Below are 16022 nucleotides of genomic sequence, written 5' to 3'. Positions count from 1 at the left end.
GGCCGCAAGGCCGGCTTTTTCCATTCCCCATCCATCGCCCGAACGAGCTTCGCCCACGGCTTCTCCCCCATGTTAAAACACCGCATTCCCGGCGACGAGGCCCCCTCCCTTGCGCTGGGCATTTTTAAGCTCCGCCTGCCCTTTGTGCATTACCGGTTTGAGTGGCCGGACTACGTGCAGGGGCTGTTGATGTGCGCGGTCGATCTCGCCGCGATTCCGCTCATGCTGGAACTGCTGGGCATGCCGTTTCAGGTGGCGCTCGCGGTGGTGATGTTGAACGGCATGTTCTACCTGATTCACCATTTGCTGGGCGACCCCGTCGTGCCGGGATGGATCACGCCGGCGATTCCGTTGATCATGGCTTACTGTTCCCAGTATCCCGAAGGGGAGGCGCGGGTGTTTGCCCTGATTGCGTTTCAGCTCATGTTGGGCGTGCTGTCGATTGGACTCGGTATGACCGGCGCGGCCAAACGCATGGTGGGCCTGATTCCTCCGGCGATAAAGTCGGGCATTATCATCGGGGCCGGCATCGCCGCGATCACGGCGGTATTCAAAGCGGGAGGACGTTTTGATCAGTATCCCTGGAGTATCTCGATCTGCGTGGGCGCGGCGTTTTACCTGATCTTTTCGCTGCATTTTCAGCAGCTCAAAACCCGTTATCGTTGGAGTGCGCTGGTGGCGAAGCTGGGTGTGTTTCCGGTGATTCTTATGGCGCTGTTCGTCGGTCCCTTGGTCGGCGAGGTGGCGTGGCCGAAAATTGAATGGGGGATCAGTCGGCCGGACTTCATGGGGTTGTGGCAAAACTACACCGTATTTGGTTTGGGACTACCGCCGTGGTCGATGTTCCTCACCGCGTTGCCCACGGTGCTGGCGACCTACATCGTGTTGTTTGGTGACATTTTGCAAAGCAAGGCGATCCTGGCGGAAGGTGATCAGGCGCGGCCGGATGAGAAGATCGACTACAATCCGAATCGTTCCCACCTGCTCTTCGGCGGCCGCAACTTTTGTATGAGCCTCCTGGGACCGGACATCACCATGTGCGGTCCGCTTTGGGCGGCCATGCAGGTCGTGGTGGTGGAGCGTTACAAAGCGGGCCGCAAGGCGATGGATTCGATTTTCGGTGGTTCCGGTTCGTTTCGCTGGGGCACCAATACCGGTCTGCTGTTGCTGCCCATCGTCTCATTGCTCCAGCCGATTCTCGGTATAGCCCTCGCCCTCACGTTGCTGATTCAAGGCTACGTCAGCGTGCGCATCGGCGTGGGGGAAGCGCGGAGTCAGCGTGATCTCGGTATTGCCGGTATCGTGGCGGCGATGCTGACCATCAAAGGCGCGGCCTGGGCGTTTGGCGTCGGCGCGGTCATGTGTGTGTTGATCTACGGTCGACAATGCCTGCGCGGAGATGGCGAGCCGCCCAAGACCGAGGACCGCTGAAAGACGCTGATTAGTTGAGCTCGGGGACGGATCGGCCGACGGATTCGGCCAACGCTCGGACCTCGTTCACCACCACGTCCTCGACGCGGGGAGAGAACAACTCGCCGCTGTAAAGTCCGCGCGTTTCATAACCGCCTTCGCGCAATACGCGCGCGGAGGGCAGGTAGCCAAAGACGTCGTTGCAATAGCCTGCGATCCACAGGTTCAGCGGACCGACGGCCTCTTCGATGCGGGCCACGTAGTCGACCACGACTTCGCCCGACAAGCCGACGAGCGTCAGGTCGTCGCCAAATTGCCAGACCGCCAGCGGTGCCGGATGACTTTCCGGCCAAGGGTCACCGTTTTCCAGCCGCGCGGCCATTTTCTGCCCGACCCAACGTTTCCATTGCGCGGGGCCGCGTTGCAACTCCGCGATCTCGGCCGGCGTCATGGCTCCCCGCAGCGGCAGCTCGACCTTGGTAAAGCCCGTGCGCAACGCACCCCGCACGGAGTGAAAGGCGTCCTGCTCGATCAGGCGCTGGACCTCGGCGCCCAACGTTTGGCCATGAGCGCGGGAGTATTCGAGTTTACCGGTGGGATAGGGGCCGGCATCGCCGCCACATCCTTGCATGAACATGGCCTGCGCACCCGGATAGGTTTCCTCCAGCCAGATCTGGGCGTAGCCGGCGAAGTCGCCGCAGACCTGGTTGTCGGTGGGGAGAATGGTGGTGTTGTGGCAGGCGGCGCCAAAGAGCACGCCCCGCACCTCGCCGTCGAGGTCCGTGATTTTGAGCACGGGCACGCTGCGGTCGGCGGGGCCGCTCGGGTTGTGGCCGAGCACGATGCCGCGTGGCGAGGGCTCGCGGCGGTTCATCACGAACGGGGCGACCCCGATCCCGTGTCCCAGGGTGGCCGGTGCAAGGTTTTCCAGCGCCGCCACCGCGGTATCAACAACCTGGGTTTTCAACCACTCCGTGTAGTCGTAGAGGTCACGCACCTTCGGGGCGGGAAGGTAGCTGTCGGTCGTCGGCGAATCCGCCTGCGAGGGGCCGGTGTGGGTGTGCGAGCAGTTCAGCAGGATCTGGTCTCGGCCCAGCCCGGTGCGTTCCATTATCGCCGCGCAAATGGGGTCGGCGTTGACGGCCCGAAAACCGATGAAATCGCACGTGATCAAGACGGCGCGATGGCCGGTATGATCTTCGATCGCCATGGTCTTCACCCAGACGTCATGGATCACGCCGACGAACGGATCGCGGCGAGAGGCAAACCCACCCATGACGACCGGCTCGGTGGGGGTGATTTTGGTCTTGGCCAGGCCGATCTGCCAAACCTCACCGGGAGCGGGGGAGGCGATCGCCCCACGGGTGATCGCGAGGACGGCCATCGCCCCCAGGATGCCGAATCGGCGCAGGCGGCTTACGGACGTTGATCGAGCGGGAAAACCACAATGCACTGGGGAAAGCATGGCGCGAGACTGGGGGGGATTTGATCCGTTTTCTACACTTCGGGACGCAATCGCTGCGACTTTCGTCTCGTTTGGGCGTGTTCACCGCCGCGCGCGCCACGCCGTTGCGCTGCATTGATATGATAGTGCGATCAATCGAGACACGCGGGGCAGTCGTGGCGGGACGAACGTGCTACCTTGACGCTCGTGGTCGCTGCCCGCACCCCAACTGAGTTTTCCGGATGTCCGCGGATGCCCGTTGCAAGCGTTTCCCTTCGACTGCGGAGAGGCCCTGCGATGATTTCAATTAGGATTATGACGGGAGACTATCTCAGGTTTGTGGGGCGAGTGATGTTGATGTTTTTCGGGTCGGTGTGCGCGGCCTTCGCCGCGGTCACCTCCTCGGATCGACCCAACGTAATTCTCATTGTCGCCGATGACATGGGCTTTGGTGATTTGGGCGCCTACGGACATCCCACGTTTCGCACCCCGCAGTTGGACCGCATGGCGGCCGAAGGGCAGCGATGGACGCAGTTTTACGCCGGGGCCAATGTTTGCACACCGAGCCGTGCGGCGATGTTGACGGGACGCTGGCCGGTGCGAAACGGCATGACCAGCAACCGTCGTCGGGTGCTCACGGCGCATGCGGCGGGCGGGTTGCCGCCGGAGGAGATCACTATCGCCGAGGTGCTGCGCGAGGCGGGTTACGCGACCGGTGCCATCGGCAAGTGGCACCTCGGGCATTTGCCGCGCTACCTGCCCACGCGGCAGGGATTTGACGAATTTTCCGGCACGCCGTATTCCAACGACGAACTGGTGGCGAAACCCTGGCGGCGGGCGTTTCAGCGGCGGGACTATTGGAACACCTCCCTTTTCTACGAACCTCGGAGCGAATACTGGGACATCCCGTGGATGCGAAACGAAATCACCGTGGAGCGCCCCGTGGATCAACGCACGCTCACCAGTCGGTCGACGGATGACGCGCTTGATTTCATCGGACGACGAGGCGAGCAGCCCTTCTTTCTCTACCTCGCGTATCACATGCCGCACGTGCCGTTGTTCGTATCGGAAGAATTCGCCGGCCGCAGTGAAGCGGGAATCTATGGCGATGCGTTGGCCGAACTCGATGACGGTGTGGGTCGAATTATGACCACGTTGCGGGAACAGGGCATGGCGCAAAATACCCTCGTGGTTTTCACCTCGGACAATGGGCCCTGGACGGTATTTGGCAGTCACGGGGGCAGTGCGGGTTCATTGCGCGGGGACAAAGGGTCAACGTGGGATGGCGGTAACCGTGTGCCCGCGCTATTCTGGTGGCCGGGCACGGTGGCACCGGCGGTGGTGCGGGATTTGGGCGCGGGCGTAGACCTGTTTACCACGATTGCGCGGATTGCGGGTGCGCCGGTGCCGGAAGACCGGCAGATCGACGGCGTTGACCTCACTCCGGTGTTGCGCACGGCTGCTTCCGGCGGACGGGGATTTATGCCGTTTTTTCGAGGCACGACGGTGTGGGCGGTTCGGGATACTCGTTTCAAAATGCACCTTGCGACCCAATTGGGATTTGGGCTGGAAACGCCTCGGATGGAACACGAGCCGCCGCTCTTGTTCGATTTGCTGGATGACCCGAGCGAATCCCGCGATGTGGCGGCATCGCATCCCGAAGCAGTGGCCCGCCTCCGCGAGGAGTTGGATGCCTTTCTCGATCACCTCACCCATGGTCCCGACCAATTGGTTGAACAACTCCCCGAATCATGACCCTACCCTCAATTCGTTTTAACCGGAATCGTCGCCGTTTGGTCGTGGCGACGGCGGTGTGTTCGTTGCTGGCCGGCACGGTTCGAGGCGGCCCATTGCGCGCGGCGGCCGTGACGATCGATATCACGCCCGACCAGCCCAAAATGTTGGGTGGCTACGGTCCGCGCGAGTCGACGGGCGTGCACGACCCGATTCATCACCGCGTGTTGGTTTTGAATGATGGCGAACACGAATGGGTGCTGGCCTCGTCGGAATTCTGCGTCATGTCGCCCGAACTTTATGAAACGGCGGCCGTCCGGCTGGCCACCGAACAGGGCGTGGACCGGTTGGGATTTTGGTGGACACTCACGCACACGCACTCCGCGCCCGAGATCGGTCCGCCCGGCATGGCGGAAGTGTATTTGCCCGATAGATACGACCATGCCGTGGACGAGACGTATACCACCGAGATCGTCGACGCGCTGCTGGCGGCGATCGCCGAGGCGAGAGCCAAGGTGCAACCGGCTCGGATCGGTTGGGGCTGGGGCGAGTCCCGAGCCAACATCAACCGACGGGCCCGCGATGTCGACGGCTCCGTGCGACTGGGCATGAATCCGGATGGTCCCGTCGATCGTCGGATCGGCTTGTTGCGGGTGGAGTCGACGTCCGGAGATTTGATCGCCCATGTGGCCAATTACGCGATCCATGGCACCGTGCTTGGTGGGCAAAGCAAAGTGATCAGCGGGGATGCTCCCGGGGTCGTGTCCGCCTACGTGGAAGCGCAAACGGGGGCGCCGATGTTGTTCGTCAACGGAGCGGCGGGCGATGTGGCACCGCTCTACTCGGTCTATCCCAATCCCCGGGCGGGACACCTGAGCGAGTTTCGTTTTTTGCTGGGCGATCGTATTCTGTCCGCCGCGGCCGAAATCGCGGTCAAACACAGCGAAGTGCATTTGGACCTGGAGGAGATTGTGGTGGACCTGCCAGGTCGATCCGGACTGGAACTCACGGAATCACTGCAAGTATTCGGGGGGCGGGATTCGGCTGGAAAGGAATCGGTGAGGCTGCCGGTGCGTCTGTTGCGTTTCGGCGAGGATGTGGCGATCTGGTCCGCTCCGCTCGAGCTCTTCAGTGAGGTCGCGTTGGAGGTGAGGGCGCGATCCTCCGCGGAGCACACCTTCTATTTTGGCTATACCAACGGTTGGTTGGGCTACCTGCTCACCGATGAAGAACTGCCCTTGGGCGGCTACGAACCGCGCGTTTCCCCATTTGGTCCCGGAGCTGCCCCGAAACTCGCCCATCAGGTTTCCCAATATTTGGAAGGCGATTCGAACTAGCAGTCTGTCGGACTTGGGATTTAGCCAAGATGGACAACCTGAGTGGGTAGGTTGGCGGCGGAGCGGAAAATCATGGGAGGCGGCGCATGGCTGACGCGCCCACGAGTGGAGTGGCCCGGGAGACAGCCATCGCGACGACGAAAGGGGCTCAGCCGAGCCCTTGTCAGGCCGTTTTGAAGTCGGCGCCGAGCTTGTGGAGGCGTTTGAGGTTGTAGGCCAGCGTCACCAGCGTCCACTCCAACGACACCTTTAGCAGGCCTCGCAGGGTGAAGGCAGCGCCCTCCTTTTCGAGGAAGAAGCAGTAGTTGCAGTCCTGGGCGCAGATCGGCGGGGTTGTCGCATGATTCGGGCCGATGACGACCATCGAGGCTAGTTTTTGCTCACCGAACGCGTGGAAAGCGGGAAATCGTCCGTGCGAAACGGGGTGGCCGGCAAGCCGTCTGTAGTAATAAGATTGGCCGGCGGATTGTTCGACCAAGCGTAGCGGACCGCAACGGGGCCGTCCACGCCCGGTGCCCAGACTTTGACTTGGGAATCCCCGACAATTTCGGCCTCCGCCCAGTGCCAGATTTGGTCTTCCCCGCAGATCGCGAAACCTTGGACATCCGCAGTATTGATCGTGCGCAGGCTGCTGCCAAAGCAGTCGAAGGAAATCGTGACGCGATCGCCGTTGATGGCATGGTCGCGGTATTCGGGGCTTCGATACGACAGGTCCTTGAAACCGTAGTCGTGATGGAGTGCCAGACGAAGAAGCCGCTGCGCGACGGGCAGTTTGAGGCGGGGGTGAATATCGTTGCCTTCACCAAGGTCGATGGTGACCGCCTGGCCCGTGTGCGGCAGCGTTTGAGCGCGGGTCTGGGCTTCCCGTAACTCGGCCCAGGCGGCATCGCCGGGAGCAGACGTGTCGGGCGTGAAACCGATGAAGCCGGGCAGCTGAACCCAGTAGAAGGGGAAGTTCCCCTGTCCCCACTCGCTCCGCCACTGCTCAATCAGGAAGGGGAACTGGTCGTAGTAGTCGGCCGCGCGGCCGGCGTTTGACTCGCCTTGATACCAAATCACGCCGCGGATGCCGTAACCCAAGAGCGGGTGCACGGATCCCCCAAAGCCGTTGCCGAGGCGCTTATTGCCGGTGAGCCATTGATCCGGAGTCTGCGGTGCTGGCGGAGGGTATCGACCCTCCGCGATGGCTCGCTCGCGTTCGGCGGGCCATTGGCATTTTTGGTTTTCGTAATCCTCCCAAGCGGCCGCGGATTGGTGGTAGGTCTCGAGTTTGACCAGCTCGTCGACCCGATCAGCGAACGGAGGGTGCGCTTCGGCGGCCGCGCGGCTAATCCAAGTCTCAATCGCTGATCCACCCCAGGAGTTGTCGATCAGGCCGACCGGCACCCCCAAGATGCGCTGCAGGTGTTCCCCGAAGTGATAGCCGACTGCGCTGAAGTTGGCTGCGGTTGCCGGCAGGGCGTGTTCCCATTGGCCCTCGAAATCGCGTTTGAGTTCCGGGCTGCCCACGTGGGGCACCCGTAGCAGACGAAGTTGGGCGTTACCGGCAGCGAGAGCGGAGAGGTCGCCACTCCACGTTTTGTGCAATGCCAGCGCCATGTTCGACTGGCCGGCGCAGAGCCAGACTTCGCCGACCAACACGTCGTTGATTTTGACTTCCGTGGTGCCGCTGATGCGCAGAACTCGCGGGGCGGATGACGCGGCCGTGGGCTCCAGGTTCACCTGCCAACGGCCGTCGTCACCGGACACAGTGCGGTGGGTTTGACCGGCGAAGGAAACGGTCACCGGTTGGCCGGCATCGTCCCAACCCCACACGCGACACGGTTGGTTGCGTTGCAAAACCATGTGGTCGCTGAAGACGGCGGGAAGCAGCGTGTCAGCCAAGCAGAGTTGGACCCCGCAAAGGCAGGCGAGACAGAGCAGGAAATGTCGGGCAGTCACGATGGAGAGGGTTATGGGGTTGCACGCGATGGTCGGGGTTTCGCAACGGGCCATTCGGCGCGGAAACCTAAGGCACGATCCTTCTGTATGCTAACCCGGGTCACGGTGAGATTCTGCGGGGGAAGAAAAGCCGCGGATTCCGCGGGAGAGGTCGAATTGGAGGACACGGTTTCCGGTGCCGTAGGGCGCGGCGGTTTGACGGGCCTTAAAGGGAAAACGGCGCAGCTCTCCCCGGTCGTCCACGGCGTCCCGGGCGCTGCCTTGGCGGCAATGGTTTTGCGCCGCTTCCTTGAGTCGGGAGGCGTGGGTGGGTTCCGTCGTGATGCGATTGTGCAGCTCATGAGGATCGTACCGCAGATTGAACAACTGCTCGTAGCCGCCGTTTGCCATGAAGATGTATTTCCAACGCGGGTCGCGGACCATGATCTTGAAGCGCTCCCCGCCCGGTTCGCTGTGGGTGCCGAAGAGCATATCGCGGCCGTGGCGGGCGTCCTGAATCGTGGAAAGCAAATCGATGCCTTCACGCGGTTCGGGATTCCCCGCCGCGCCGGTCGCCAGACCGAAGAGATCGGTGAGCGATACGAGGTCGTCCCGGCGTTCATTGCGAGGCAGGCGGGCGGGCCAACTTACGAGAAACGGGATGCGAGCGGACGCGTCGAAGAAACTCTCTTTTTGCCAACCGTGGTGATCGCCCAAATGGTCACCGTGGTCGGAGCAGAAACAGATGAGCACATTATCGGGATCCGGTCTCGCCTCCACCTCGTCGAGAATCCTGCCGAGGCAGCGATCGATGAACGAGATCTCGCCGTAGTAGCGTGCCTTCAAGATTCTGGCCAACGGATCGCTGATTCCCTCGGCCCAGATGATCTGATTCATCCACGGTATTTGTTCGTCCCGATGGTCTTCGGTTCGATCACCGCAGATGGGCGATGGCATCTGGTCGGGATCATACATGCGATTGAATGGCAACGGAGGTGCAAACGGGGGGTGGGGGCCGATGAAGGAAACCATGCCGAAAAATGGTCGTGAGTCGTCGGATGGACCCACATTGATCCGCTCGATGGCGCGGTCGGTGCACCACGATTCCGCGCAGAGCTCGGCCGGGAGGGGACGCGTTTGGGGAACGTAATACATCTCGCTTCTTTCACCATAGAGCGCCTCGAGGTAGTCGAAGGTGGGATGGTTTACCCCGAGCCATCGCGCGTAAGGATCGGCCTCGCGCATCTCCGGACTCCCGAAGTGTTCCCACGTTTGCAGGTAGTCCTCGTAGCCGAGGTCTTCGTCCCACGGATCGGTGTGAAATTTCCCGATCCCGAAGGTGCGATACCCGAGATCGCTCATGCGTTCGGCCAGGTAGGGACCACAGCGCTCGCGCACGCTACTCTCCGTGAACTGACGATCCCGCCAAAGCTCTGAGAAACCGGTGGTGGCGGGCTGGCAGCCCGTGCGCATCACGTAGCGGGCGGGGACGCAAACCGGGCACGGCGAATAGGCCTGGTTGAAGGTCAGCCCGCGCACGGCGAGGCGATCGAGATTTGGGGTGTGGATCGAGGCGTTTCCCAGCGCGCGGATGGTATCGAAACGCTGCTGATCGGTGACCAGGTAAAGAATGTCGGGTCGGTTCAAGACGGCGGCTAGGGGCTGAGGTGATCCGGGCCGGTCGGGCTCATCTCGTTGTCCAGGTAGGGCGGTCGGTAGGGGGCGAAGTCGCCGAGCTTGTTGTATTCCACTCGATCCTCGAGGAGGTCCCGCCAGCGCGCGTAGACCTCGGGGTCGTCCAGATCGGGCTTCGGAGTTTTCTCCGAATAGGTTTCGAAACGCCGGCGCGCGGCGATGACCTCGGGGTCGGTGGAAAGCGTCACATCCTCGTAGCCCTCGACTTCGGTCCGGGCATCGCCGATGCGGTAGAATCGTCCGTTACCATCCAGCAACCAGTCGTGATCGCGGAACCACCGCGCCAGGTGCATTTGCGTGAAGATCCAGCTGCGGCCCTCGAACTTCGTATCGCCCCAAATCTGAGGAGCAAAGCTGTGGCCATCCAACGCGTAGTCGAAGGGGAGTTCCCCGTGGGCGAGGTCCACTAAGGTGGGAAGAAAGTCGGTGAAGTCGACCAAGGTGTCCACGTATCCGGTCGGAGGGATCATGCCGGGTGCGTTGACAATCAAGGGCACGTGAACGGCCTTGTCGGTCTCGAGGTGGTTCTTGCCGTAGCCGGCGGTGCCGTTGTCTGTGACGAACATGATGATGGTCTGCTCGGCCAAACCCGCCTCGGAAACCGCGGCGACGATCCGTCCCACGAGGTGATCCACGTAGGCGGCATTGCTTTCCAGCGAGCCTTCGATCCGTTGGCCGGTCAACTTGCCGTCGGCATCGCGTTCGGGCACGTCAGTATAGGCCCAGCGACCGCGACTGGGCACGTAGTTCTGATGCGGTAAGTTTGTGGGGTAGTAGACAAAGAACGGGCGATGTTTGTTGGCCCCGATGAATTCCACGATGTGATCGACCTCGATGTCAGGACCGAAGTCTTTGGGACCGGTCGGGATGCCCTCGCCGTTGTGCAGGAGGGCGGGGTGCCAATACCACTGGACGCTATACATGCCGGCGTCCGAGGCGTTCGGAAGGCCCTGTGAAGGACCATCGTAGCCGGGCCAGTCCTCCACGGTGAGCGACTCATCGAATCCGTAGTCCGAGCGGGCGTCTCCGCCGAAGTGGTTTTTGCCGAACATAGCGGTGTGATAACCGGCGCGCCCCAGCAATTGGGGCAGAAGGATGTTGTGGTGCCAAAGGTCGGCATCGGGTGGCTTCACCTGATTGTGGTAGAAGCCGGTGCGAAAAGGATAGCGGCCGGTCATGAGCATGGCGCGCGAGGGACCGCACAAGGGGGTAGACCACGCCGCCTGATAGAACATGCCTCCATGGGCGAGTCGCTCCAGGTTGGGCGTTTGAATGGGTCCGCCATAGAGCTGAAATTCCTTGGCCGACAAATCATCGGCCATGATCAGCACGATGTTGGGCTGGGCCGACAGCGTTTTCGGCGAGGTCCCGGCTTGAGCGGCCAGCGGAATTCCGAGCATCACGGTCACCAACAGGTAACGTAAGAAAGAGAGGGGGGGAGCGGGGTGATTCATGGGATTCTAAGGGGACGTTACCTTAGCGGAATCTTCAGGGGGTATCTTGAACGATATCACCATTTTGCAATAAGGCGCTCGGGTGGGCGGGCTTGGTGCGGGGTGCTTTTCGGTATCGGTCATGGGGTTCTCCGGGCCGTGACTACGATCGGTGAGTCGTCTGCCCGCAGGGGGGGAATCGGGCGGAGCTAGCTGACTCCGTATTGTTGGCGATACTGGCCGGGGGTCATGCTGAGAAATCGGCGGAAATAGCGATTCAGATGCGCCGCGTCCGAGTAGTTGAATTCATAGGCCACCTCTGCGATGGAGGCTCCTGAATTGAGCAGCCGACGACAGGCGTGATTGAGCCGCATCTTCTGAAAATAGTCGATCGGTTTCATCCCCGTGTGATTTCGAAAAAGACGTTCAAACTGGTTGATTGAAAGACCGGCTTGGCGCGAAACTTCGGCAATATGAAAGCCACCCTTGTAGGCTTGGCGTTCGATGACCTCCAGGCCGCGGATGACCTCATTGCGGACGGGGCGGGTCCGGTCTCGCCCGAAGCGGCGACCGTAGGCATTAGCCAGATCATCCAGAATCTTGAGGAAACACGCTTCCCGATACAGTAGTGAGCGCTTGTCCTGTTCCCCTTGGATCATTTGTTGGAGTTCCAACTTGAGTCGTGCAAATTCCACCGCGTTGAGATCGAGGCGCACGATGGGCGCCGCCAATTTTTTTTCGAAAAGGGCGGAGCCAAAGAAGAGGGAAAACAGGTGATCGACACCGCGCAGTGCATTCACGTCGGTGAGGAACCACTCCGCTAGATAGTAGATGTTTACGACGTTGAACCCGCTGCTTCGTTTGTAGCTGTGCGACGACTCGGGTTGAAGGATGAGGGCGGTTCCTTCCTGCAACTGTTCATGCCCTTCGGCGGTGGACTGCATGGCGGATCCTGCAGTCACAATGACGATCTCGTGAAACGAGTGATCGTGCTGAATCACGTCAGGGTGATCGTCGATGCTCACTGCCCTAAACGGCACACCTGCGCTCAGGTTCACATGTTGACGACTATAGTGGGGCGACTGCATCGGCGACGCCGGGAGTTGGAGGCATTACGAGCAGCTGTTCAAGAAACAAAGCCGAAGTTGGAATATTGCGTGAAGGTGCAAGTTCACCGGTTTGGTGGACCTTCGTGAGGTTTTTTCAATCCGCTGAATAAATCACCAGAGATGTCAGGCTGGATTGGGATGATGCCTGAGGAAGTATCTAAGTAGTTTACTGATAGTAGTAAAAGTAACTGAATTCGACTGGATTGAGCCGGCCCGTTGATAAATTTCATCCTTTCTTAGGGAGGTGGCCGTTCTCGGCAGAGTCCTTCTCCGGTTTGAGTGCCCCGAGTGAAATCGTTGAATTCGGAGTATTCTGTTATCTGTTACGGTGATATCGTTCAATACTGTCGGAGAGAGGGGTGTTATCTTTTGGGCAGGCTGGCACACCACCTCGCCTTTCCTTCGCGCTTCCCCCAACCCCGCTCGATTAACGTGCGTCCCATCAGCCCCTAACACCCCTTCTTAAATGAACATACCCCGATCCAAATCTGTTTTGTTTCGTGGCGCGTGTTGCGCCACTACTTTGTTTGCTCTGCAAACTTCTCTGCTTGCTCAAACCACGTCATCGACTGGTCAAACCGGGGAGGACGAAGACGAGATTGTCGTGCTTTCTCCGTTCGAAGTCAGTGGCGAACGCGACAGCGGCTATCAGGTGGGCGACACCTTGGCCGGCTCGCGTTTGCGGATGAAGCTCTCCGATGTTGGAGCAGCGGTAAGTGTCGTGAACGAACAGTTCATGTTGGATACCGGGTCTACCTCCGTTGAGGATATTTTGATCTACACGCCCGGGACTGAGACCGGTGGAGTGGGAGGTAACTTCTCCGGCGTGAGTTTAGGCAGTGGTGGATTTTCCGATGCCGGTGAATACTTGCTTGAGCCGCAGCGATCGACGCGGGTGCGCGGGCTCAACGGCGCGGATCTCACACGGGATTTTTTCCCGACCGACATCCCAATGGATGCCTACAATACGTCTCGGGTTGATATCTCACGCGGTGCCAACAGTATTCTTTTTGGGTTGGGCAGTCCGGCTGGCATCATCAACAACCAGCTGCGCACGCCCAACATGGCGAAGGACGGTTATTCGCTCACGCATGAATACGCTCGCTTTGACTCCCACCGGGTCGTCGTCGATCTGAACAAGGCGATTCCAGAGGCCAACCTAGCGATTCGGGTTATCGGGTTGCTCGATCACGAGAATTTCCAGCAGAAGCCCGCCTATGAAAACGACGAGCGGCTGTTTGCGTCGCTCAGCTGGGAACCGCATTTGGTGCGGAATGGCTTTACGCAATTGAGCTTCCACTATGAGGACGGAGAGATCGACGCCAACCGGCCTCGACCAACCCCGCCGATCGATGGGGTGACGGCTTGGTTTGATGTTCTCAACAAGCTAGAACTCGATCCCGCGAGAACGAGCGAGATCAATACCAACCCCTTTCTTTTCGCGCATCTCGACGCGGCCGGGCGATCCTTCAGCCAGCCCACGGCGGTCTTCACCGACCCCGCCTCGGGCGCACAAGGTGGGGCCGGGACACCGGAGATCATGCAGACTCGGGGCGGCGATCCGTATACGCAGTGGTGGGCGGTGGCGGGTTATGCCGCCAAGAGCGGACTTCCGAACCACTTCCTCAATCAGCTCTACGCGCCGGCGGGTGAAGCCTTTGGTGGGCTCTGGCGGAATCAGGAAATCATGGATCCCTCGATCTTCAATTTCTACGACATTCTGCTGGATGGTCCGAACAAGAGGGAAGGGCGCGATTTTTCGGCGTTGAACGCGACGGCGCGTCAGACCTTCCTGCAGGACGCTTTCGGGTTCGAAGTCTCTTATGACCGTCAGTCGTATAACGCCGAACAGTTCTACAACGCCCTGAGCTACACCGAGAATTGGATTCGGGTCGATATGCAGACCAAGTTGGTCGATGGCTCGCCCAACCCGAACTTTGGTCGACCCTTTGTTGCCTCCGACTCCGGCGGTAACAGCTTCCGCGAGAAGGAACGTGAGTTTACCCGCGCCACGGTGTTTGCCGATCTGGATTTTTCCGAGAAGGACGGTTTGCTTCGTCACTTGGGGCGGCATGTTTTCACCGGTTCCTATGGCAAGCAGACCGCGGAAACCTTTGACCGCTACTACAACGGCTACGGTTACACCCTCGATACGAACCGGTATGGCAGCGATCCGGTGCAAGGAGCTTCATTTCCTGGGTATCAAACCTGGGCGGGAATCCATTACCTCGGGCCGTCCATCGCGGGTCTGAGCCGAGCGCCGGGGGCCAACATTGGCGGAATCGTGGCTGATCAGACGCCGGCCAAAACCGCGACAGGTCTGATTTACAACAGTCTGATCGGTTCCTGGGACCGGGTGCCGTTGACCATCATCGATTCGAACAGCGACCTCGATAAGCTCTACACCAACGCCAACAAGAGCTCGGATGAAACCGAGAGCTTCGCCGCCGTGTGGCAGACCTATTTGTTCAGTGACCACGTGGTCGGACTGCTGGGCTGGCGTGAGGACGAATTCTCGCTCTACGATGCTGGCGGTCCGCCGAATATTCCGGTGACCGGACAAACGGATCCGTTTGATCCGAATTGGACCCTGCCCGAAACTCCGAACATCTACGCCAAGGATTCGGCCGTGTCGTGGAGTGTGGTCGCCCACTCTCCGGATTTCATCAACCGGCTGTTCCCGGCCGGAACGCGTTTCAGCCTCGCCTACAGCGAATCAGAGAATTTTCGCCCGTCCGCCGTGGTGACCAATGTCTACGGCCAGCAATTCGACCCGCCCTCGGGTTTGACCGAGGACACTTCGTTTTCGGTGTCACTCGCGGATGGCAAGTTCCTCGCGAAAGTAACGAAATACCGCACCACTCAGTCCAACGACCAAGCCACGTTTTATCCGGTTTTTTGGGCGGGCAACGATGTCGTTCGGGCCATGAACGGTCTTAAGAACGGGGCCTTCAACAGTGAAGTGGTGGTCAATCGCTGGTTCGGTTTCGAACCCGGGGACTCCAACTATCTCCCGCTCCGCTCTGGTCTGTCGGATCCGGCCCAGGCCAACGTTCCCAACCCGAGCCGCACCGCCGCTGAGCAGGCTTTCGCCCAGCAGTGGTTCGCGGCGCGCACGCCGGAGGAGTGGTTGCGCCCGGTTGATCCGCTGCTGGCCGAGGGGTGGCAGTTCACGCAGAACCCCGGTAATGGCAATTGGTCGGCCACGATGCCGCCCAACTCGGGCAATGTCGCCGACATCGTGTCCGAGGGCTGGGAGTTTGAGGTCACCTACAATCCAACTCGCAATTGGCGCATGATCTTCAATGCCGCCAAAACCGAGGCGGTGAGGTCCAACGTGGGGGCTGATCTCACGGCCTTCGTTGAGGCCAACCGATCGCTCTTTGAAGATGGCGACGGCCACTTGGCCACCTCCGTGCGGGAGCAGGAAGGTTTGGAGGATATTTTGCACTTCAATGGCTTCGGTCCCAACAGCTTGGGGGGGCGTTATCAAACCGAGATTTTGATCCCTTACCTCAACGCCTTGGCCAGCAATGGCTCGACGGTGCAGGAATTACGCGAATGGCGCTTTAACTTTATCACCACGTATGATTTCCGCGAAGGGATTCTCAACGGGTTCACCGTGGGCGGAGCGGCCCGTTGGCAGGATGAGGGGGCGATCGGTTACACCCCGACCCAAAATCAAGCCGGCGTTTGGATCAACGACATCACCAAGCCGATCTACGCGACGGACCAGTTGGACTTCGACTTCTGGTTGGGCTACCAGCGCAAGATCCTGAATGACCGGGCAACCTGGCGCATCCAACTGAATGTCCGGGATGCGTTCGGTGGCAATGAACTCATCGCGGTCGCCGCCCAGCCCAACGGTCAGACGGCGTCGGCGCGCATCGCGACCCCTCAGCGGTGGTCCATCTCCAACACGTTCACCTTCTAATACAGA

10 protein-coding genes are annotated in these 16022 nt (G+C 60.3%); 4 read left to right on the top strand and 6 right to left on the bottom strand.

Features of this window, described 5'->3' with window-relative positions:
• Positions 1–69 precede the first annotated feature (69 nt).
• Positions 70–1431 (top strand): hypothetical protein, encoded by a 1362-nt coding sequence (locus PXH66_RS17130; RefSeq protein WP_330930061.1) that lies wholly within the window; start codon positions 70–72, stop codon positions 1429–1431.
• Positions 1432–1441: 10 nt separating this feature from the next.
• Here the strand turns inward: PXH66_RS17130 and PXH66_RS17125 are convergent, their stop codons facing one another.
• Positions 1442–2875 carry a neutral/alkaline non-lysosomal ceramidase N-terminal domain-containing protein gene (locus PXH66_RS17125; protein ID WP_330930062.1) on the bottom strand — a complete coding sequence of 478 codons (1434 nt, stop codon included), beginning with the start codon at positions 2873–2875 and terminating at the stop codon, positions 1442–1444.
• 294 nt (positions 2876–3169) lie between these two features.
• Here PXH66_RS17125 and PXH66_RS17120 point away from each other — a divergent pair, with 294 nt between their 5' ends.
• Both PXH66_RS17120 and PXH66_RS17115 read left to right on the top strand, forming a co-directional pair.
• The gene (locus PXH66_RS17120) at positions 3170–4609 is read left to right on the top strand and encodes a sulfatase family protein (RefSeq protein WP_330932083.1); all 1440 of its coding nucleotides are present in this window, start codon (positions 3170–3172) and stop codon (positions 4607–4609) included.
• Positions 4606–5925 (top strand): neutral/alkaline non-lysosomal ceramidase N-terminal domain-containing protein, encoded by a 1320-nt coding sequence (locus PXH66_RS17115; protein ID WP_330930064.1) that lies wholly within the window; start codon positions 4606–4608, stop codon positions 5923–5925. Before PXH66_RS17120 ends, PXH66_RS17115 begins: the two co-directional genes overlap by 4 nt.
• 163 nt (positions 5926–6088) lie before the next feature.
• On the opposite strand, the gene PXH66_RS17110 is transcribed toward PXH66_RS17115, so the two are convergent.
• The 5 genes from PXH66_RS17110 to PXH66_RS17090 form a co-directional block, all read right to left on the bottom strand.
• A complete protein-coding gene (locus PXH66_RS17110) occupies positions 6089–6289 on the bottom strand; it encodes a hypothetical protein (protein WP_330930110.1) in 201 nt (66 codons plus the stop codon).
• A gap of 5 nt (positions 6290–6294) precedes the next feature.
• Complete coding sequence (locus tag PXH66_RS17105; protein WP_330930065.1) at positions 6295–7866, bottom strand: sialate O-acetylesterase; 1572 nt, start codon at positions 7864–7866, stop codon at positions 6295–6297.
• A gap of 90 nt (positions 7867–7956) precedes the next feature.
• Positions 7957–9492, bottom strand: a complete 1536-nt coding sequence (locus PXH66_RS17100; RefSeq protein ID WP_330930066.1) for a sulfatase family protein — start codon at positions 9490–9492, stop codon at positions 7957–7959.
• Between the two features lie 8 nt (positions 9493–9500).
• Positions 9501–10994 (bottom strand): sulfatase-like hydrolase/transferase, encoded by a 1494-nt coding sequence (locus PXH66_RS17095; RefSeq protein WP_330930067.1) that lies wholly within the window; start codon positions 10992–10994, stop codon positions 9501–9503.
• 188 nt (positions 10995–11182) lie between these two features.
• Positions 11183–11974: an AraC family transcriptional regulator gene (locus PXH66_RS17090; RefSeq protein WP_330930068.1), complete on the bottom strand. Its 792-nt coding sequence runs from the start codon at positions 11972–11974 to the stop codon at positions 11183–11185.
• Between the two features lie 574 nt (positions 11975–12548).
• Here PXH66_RS17090 and PXH66_RS17085 point away from each other — a divergent pair.
• Entirely contained in the window at positions 12549–16016 is a 3468-nt protein-coding gene (locus tag PXH66_RS17085; protein WP_330930069.1) for a TonB-dependent receptor plug domain-containing protein, read from the top strand.
• The last annotated feature ends 6 nt before the right edge of the window (positions 16017–16022 follow it).

Origin of the sequence: Synoicihabitans lomoniglobus, assembly GCF_029023725.1 — a bacterium.
Classification (GTDB): Bacteria; Verrucomicrobiota; Verrucomicrobiia; order Opitutales; family Opitutaceae; genus Actomonas; species Actomonas lomonigloba.
Note: the sequence above shows the minus strand (reverse complement) of the source record. Positions and strands in the feature narration are given on the sequence as shown.